The 3,532-nt window shown below is 74.5% G+C and carries 5 protein-coding genes; 1 reads left to right on the plus strand and 4 read right to left on the minus strand.

From position 1 onward, the window contains the following. Both AC32QD_RS01495 and htpX read right to left on the minus strand, forming a co-directional pair. Window positions 1-745, minus strand: a 745-nt coding sequence (locus AC32QD_RS01495) for a transcription antitermination factor NusB (RefSeq protein ID WP_492008711.1), incomplete at its 3' end; no start/stop codon positions are given. Continuing rightward, complete coding sequence (htpX, locus tag AC32QD_RS01500; RefSeq protein WP_492008712.1) at window positions 742-1,665, minus strand: zinc metalloprotease HtpX; 924 nt, start codon at window positions 1,663-1,665, stop codon at window positions 742-744. The genes AC32QD_RS01495 and htpX, both read right to left, overlap by 4 nt. A gap of 80 nt (window positions 1,666-1,745) precedes the next feature. Between htpX and AC32QD_RS01505 the strand changes: the two genes are divergently transcribed. Continuing rightward, window positions 1,746-1,931 carry a DUF1674 domain-containing protein gene (locus tag AC32QD_RS01505; RefSeq protein ID WP_492008713.1) on the plus strand — a complete coding sequence of 62 codons (186 nt, stop codon included), beginning with the start codon at window positions 1,746-1,748 and terminating at the stop codon, window positions 1,929-1,931. A 256-nt stretch (window positions 1,932-2,187) separates the two neighbouring features. On the opposite strand, the gene rplS is transcribed toward AC32QD_RS01505, so the two are convergent. Beyond that, window positions 2,188-2,571: a 50S ribosomal protein L19 gene (gene rplS / locus AC32QD_RS01510; RefSeq protein WP_492008714.1), complete on the minus strand. Its 384-nt coding sequence runs from the start codon at window positions 2,569-2,571 to the stop codon at window positions 2,188-2,190. After that, window positions 2,562-3,446 (minus strand): tRNA (guanosine(37)-N1)-methyltransferase TrmD, encoded by an 885-nt coding sequence (gene trmD / locus AC32QD_RS01515; RefSeq protein ID WP_492008715.1) that lies wholly within the window; start codon window positions 3,444-3,446, stop codon window positions 2,562-2,564. Before trmD ends, rplS begins: the two co-directional genes overlap by 10 nt. Window positions 3,447-3,532: the final 86 nt, after the last annotated feature.

The raw sequence follows: 3,532 nt of genomic DNA on the forward strand, positions 1-3,532 counted from the left end.
CCCGCGCGCCCGCCCCCGCCCCCGGCAGCAGCCGGGCGGGCAGGGCGGCTGCCGCGTCCTGCACCCACCAGGCGCCGCGCTCATAGCCGGGCAGGGCGGTGACCTGCGGCCGGCCGGGCAGGCGCAGCGTGCCGGTGGGCAGAAGCTCGGCGCCCAGCTCGGCCGCCAGCCGCGCGGCCTCCGCGGCATCGCGCGGCGTCAGGTCCACCGGGGCGGGCACCAGATGCGCCGCGGCGATGGCCCCGGCCGCCGCCTCGCCCCAGTCGGCAACCAGCGCCTGCCACAGCCACCCCGGCGCGTTCAGCCGGCCTGCGTCCTGCGCCGCGGCGATCTCGGCGCCCTCGGCCGCCAGGCGCCGGCCCACCGCGTTGACCAGTCCCTTGAAGCGCGCGCCGCCCCTCGCCCCCTTGACCAGCCGCACCGCGAGGTCGACCGCGGCGTGCGGCGCCGTGCCGGCGAACATCAGCTCGGCGGCCATCAGGCGCAGCACGTGGGTCACCGGCGGCTCGGGCATGCGCGCCAGCATGCGCCCCAGCGCCGCGTCCACCTGGCCCAGCCGCCGCAGCGTCAGGTCGGCGAGCCCGCGCGCCTCGGCCCGCTCGGCCGGCTCGCCGGTCAGGCCCGCGTCGTGCAGCATGGCGCCGCGGTCGAGCACGGCGCCGATCAGGAACAGCGCGCCGCGCCGGGCCGCGAGGCCCGGCACCGCGCCGTCGCTGTGCCCGGCGGGCCGGCGCCGGTGGCTCACCCCCACGGACCCCGGCGCACCACCGGCTGCCGCTGCTCGCCGAAGCCCGAGGGATCGGCCGTGCGGCCCATCTCGCGCGCCTGCTCCTTGAGCGCCCGGATGCGGTTCTCGGTGCTCGGGTGGGTGGCGAACAGGCTGTCCATCTGCCGCCCGCTCAGCGGGTTGACGATGAACAGGTGCGCGGTGGCCTGGTGGCGCTCGGCCGAGCCCATCTCCACCTGCTGGGCGCGGTCGGAGATGCGCCCCAGCGCCGAGGCCAGCCACAGCGGGTTGCCGCAGATCTCGCCGCCCATGCGGTCGGCGGCGTATTCGCGCGTGCGGCTGATCATCATCTGGATCAGCATGGCCGCGATCGGCGCCATGATGGCCGCCAAGATCACGCCGATAAAGCCGAGCGGCCCCCTGCCGCGCCCGCCGCCGAACACGCCGCCGAAGAACAGGCCGAACTGCGCCAGCATCGAGATGGCGCCCGCGACGGTCGCCGCCACCGTCATCACCAGCGTGTCGCGGTTCTTCACGTGGCTCAGCTCGTGCGCGATCACCCCGGCCAGCTCCTCGCGGCTCAGCGCGTGCAGGATGCCGGTGGTCACCGCCACCGCCGCGTTCGCGGGACTGCGGCCGGTGGCGAAGGCGTTCGGCTGGTCCGAATCGATCAGGTAGATCTTGGGCATCGGCAGCCCGGCGCGGCCCGCCAGCCCCTCGACGATGCGATAGACCTCGGGCGCCGAGGCCCGGTCCACCTGGTGCGCGCCGTGCGCCGCCAGCGCCATCCTGTCCGAGTTCCAGAACGCGAAGGCGTTCATGCCCAGCGCCACCACGAAGGCGATCACGGCGCCGCCCGTGCCGCCGATCAGCCAGCCGACGCCAAGGAACAGCGCGGTCATGGCCGCCAGCAGCAGCATGGTCTTGATGTAATTCATGGCCCTGCCCTTCCATCCACCGCTTGCCTGATGCCGGCCCGCGCCCATATGGTCGCACGGCGCAGCATTGGACCAGATATATGGACACCGCGAAGGCCAAAAAAGAGCGCATCGCCGCCGCGGCCCGCCGCGCGCTGGCCGAGGCCGAGGCCCGCCGCGCCGCTCAGACGCCCGTGGCACGCCCCCGCGAGCTCGGCGGCCGCGACGGCCCCGATCCCACCCGCTACGGCGACTGGGAGAAGGACGGCCGCGCCATCGACTTCTGAGGCCCGCGCCTGCGGGCCGGCACTGGCGGTGGGCCCTGGGAACGGCGTGGAAGCGTGCGGCCGGCGCCGAGTCCCGCAGCCTGGAGCAGTCCTCGATCTCCGCCGCGCACTTCTGTCACCCCCGCCCCGAGCGCCCCTCTCCGGCGCGCCCGGTGCGCCTCTCCGGCAGCAACTGGGGAAGCTTGGCGGGGGTCCGCTCGAAAGCGAAACGGGCAGCCGCCGGGGCCGCCCGTCGAAACGCTGGCCGGCGGGCCGGCTACTCGGCCGTCGCCGTCTCGCGCGTCTTGGCGGCGCGCTCGGCGATGCGGGCCGACTTGCCGCGGCGCTGGCGCAGGTAATAGAGCTTGGCGCGGCGCACCTTGCCCCGGCGCACCACGGTGATGGCGTCGATATTGGGCGAGTAGAGCGGGAACACGCGCTCCACGCCCTCGCCGAACGAGATCTTGCGTACCACGAACGAGGCGCCGATGCCGCTGCCGCCCTTGCGCGCGATGCACACGCCCTCGAAGTTCTGCACCCGGGTGCGGTTGCCCTCGGTCACCTTGTAGCCCACGCGCACGGTGTCGCCGGCGATGAACTCCGGAATCGTCTTGCCGAGCTCGGCGATCTGCTCGGCCTCGATCTGCCTGATCAGGTCCATGGCCCTGGTCCCCTTTTTCTGCCCGCCTTGCCGGCGGATATGTCTGCGTCCGATTGCTCTGTGTCTCCACCGGTCGCCGAGTCGCGTTCGACATGGGCCCGCCAGAGGTCGGGACGTCTTTCCTTCGTCAGCGCCTCGGCCCTGGCGCGCCGCCATTCGGCGATGCGGGCGTGATGGCCGGAGAGGAGAACCTCCGGTACCTCGCGCCCCTCCCAGAGCTGGGGCCTGGTGTAGTGCGGGTGCTCCAGGAGCCCCGCGGCGAAACTTTCCTCCTCGGTGCTGGCCTCGTTGCCCAGCACGCCGGGCCTCAGCCGCACCACCGCGTCGATCAGCGCCATGGCCGGGATCTCGCCGCCGGTGAGCACGAAGTCCCCCAGCGAGAGCTCCTCGACCCCGCGCGCCTCGAGCACGCGCTCGTCGACCCCCTCGAAGCGGCCGCACAGGAGCGTCATTCCCTCGCCCCGGGCCAGCTCCCGCACGCGCGCCTGGCTCAGCGGGCGCCCGCGGGGGGACAGATAGATCACAGGCCAACGCGCCCGGTCTGCGGGAGCATCGGCCTGGGCCGCGTCGATCGCCGCCGCCACCACATCGGGCTTCATGACCATGCCTGGCCCGCCGCCCGCCGGGGTGTCGTCCACGGTGCGGTGCTTATTGCGCGCGAATCGCCGAATGTCCAGAGTCTCGAGGCTCCACAGCCGCTCGGCCAGCGCCTTTCCGGTCAGCGAGGCCGCCAGCGGGCCGGGGAACAGCTCGGGGAAGATGGTCAGCACCCGCACCCGGAAGGCCCCCGCCGGCGCCTGGTCGGCCGCGAGCGGCCGCGGGACGGCCGTGGGCCGGGGCGCGAACATGCCGTGCGAGCGGGGCTTGCCGGTCATCGTGCCGGGCCCCGGTCGCGCCGCCGCATCGTGCCCCGGCCCCCGAGCCGGGGCGCGGCCATGCCGTGCGAGCGGGCCTTGCCGGC

The sequence above is a fragment of the Thermohalobaculum sp. genome (assembly GCF_058622915.1).